This is a genomic window from Photobacterium sp. 2_MG-2023, assembly GCF_030547675.1.
Taxonomy (GTDB): Bacteria; Pseudomonadota; Gammaproteobacteria; order Enterobacterales; family Vibrionaceae; genus Photobacterium; species Photobacterium arenosum.
This window is the reverse complement of the sequence record NZ_JAUOQQ010000056.1, coordinates 1-1239: the sequence shown is the minus strand read 5'-3', so window position 1 is coordinate 1239 and position 1239 is coordinate 1. Positions and strand designations below refer to the sequence as shown.

Annotated in this window: 1 rRNA gene; it reads left to right on the top strand. The window is 52.1% G+C overall.

What is annotated here, in order from left to right:
* Positions 1–194 precede the first annotated feature (194 nt).
* Positions 195–1239: ribosomal RNA gene (locus tag Q4491_RS21415) — 16S ribosomal RNA — on the top strand; the annotation flags it as partial.

The window sequence follows — 1239 nt, the reverse complement described above, 5'->3', positions numbered from 1 at the left end:
TCTTTAACAATTTGACCATGCAATCTGTGTGGGCACTCGACAATGATACAGTCATAAAAGATTTATCAGTGAACTGAGTGACCAATTGGTAGCACTTTTTATAAAAGAGTTACCGGCACAGTCAATTCGTTTCAACTTCGGTTGGAACATCAGTAATCACTGAGCCGCTTTCCTTCGGGAAGGCAACAAAACTTTAATTGAAGAGTTTGATCATGGCTCAGATTGAACGCTGGCGGCAGGCCTAACACATGCAAGTCGAGCGGCAGCGACAACATTGACCCTTCGGGTGATTTGTTGGGCGGCGAGCGGCGGACGGGTGAGTAATGCCTGGGAACATGCCTTAGTGTGGGGGATAACCATTGGAAACGATGGCTAATACCGCATAATCTCTACGGAGCAAAGCGGGGGACCTTCGGGCCTCGCGCGCTAAGATTGGCCCAGGTGGGATTAGCTAGTAGGTGGGGTAACGGCTCACCTAGGCGACGATCCCTAGCTGGTCTGAGAGGATGATCAGCCACACTGGAACTGAGACACGGTCCAGACTCCTACGGGAGGCAGCAGTGGGGAATATTGCACAATGGGGGACACCCTGATGCAGCCATGCCGCGTGTGTGAAGAAGGCCTTCGGGTTGTAAAGCACTTTCAGCAGTGAGGAAGAGTTGGTGTTTAATAGATACCATCTTTGACGTTAGCTGCAGAAGAAGCACCGGCTAACTCCGTGCCAGCAGCCGCGGTAATACGGAGGGTGCGAGCGTTAATCGGAATTACTGGGCGTAAAGCGCATGCAGGCGGCGTGTTAAGCCAGATGTGAAAGCCCGGGGCTCAACCTCGGAATCGCATTTGGAACTGGCAGGCTAGAGTCTTGTAGAGGGGGGTAGAATTTCAGGTGTAGCGGTGAAATGCGTAGAGATCTGAAGGAATACCGGTGGCGAAGGCGGCCCCCTGGACAAAGACTGACGCTCAGATGCGAAAGCGTGGGGAGCAAACAGGATTAGATACCCTGGTAGTCCACGCCGTAAACGATGTCTACTTGGAGGTTGGTGTCTTGAACACTGGCTTTCGGAGCTAACGCGTTAAGTAGACCGCCTGGGGAGTACGGTCGCAAGATTAAAACTCAAATGAATTGACGGGGGCCCGCACAAGCGGTGGAGCATGTGGTTTAATTCGATGCAACGCGAAGAACCTTACCTACTCTTGACATCCAGCGAATCCTTTAGAGATAGAGGAGTGCCTTCGGGA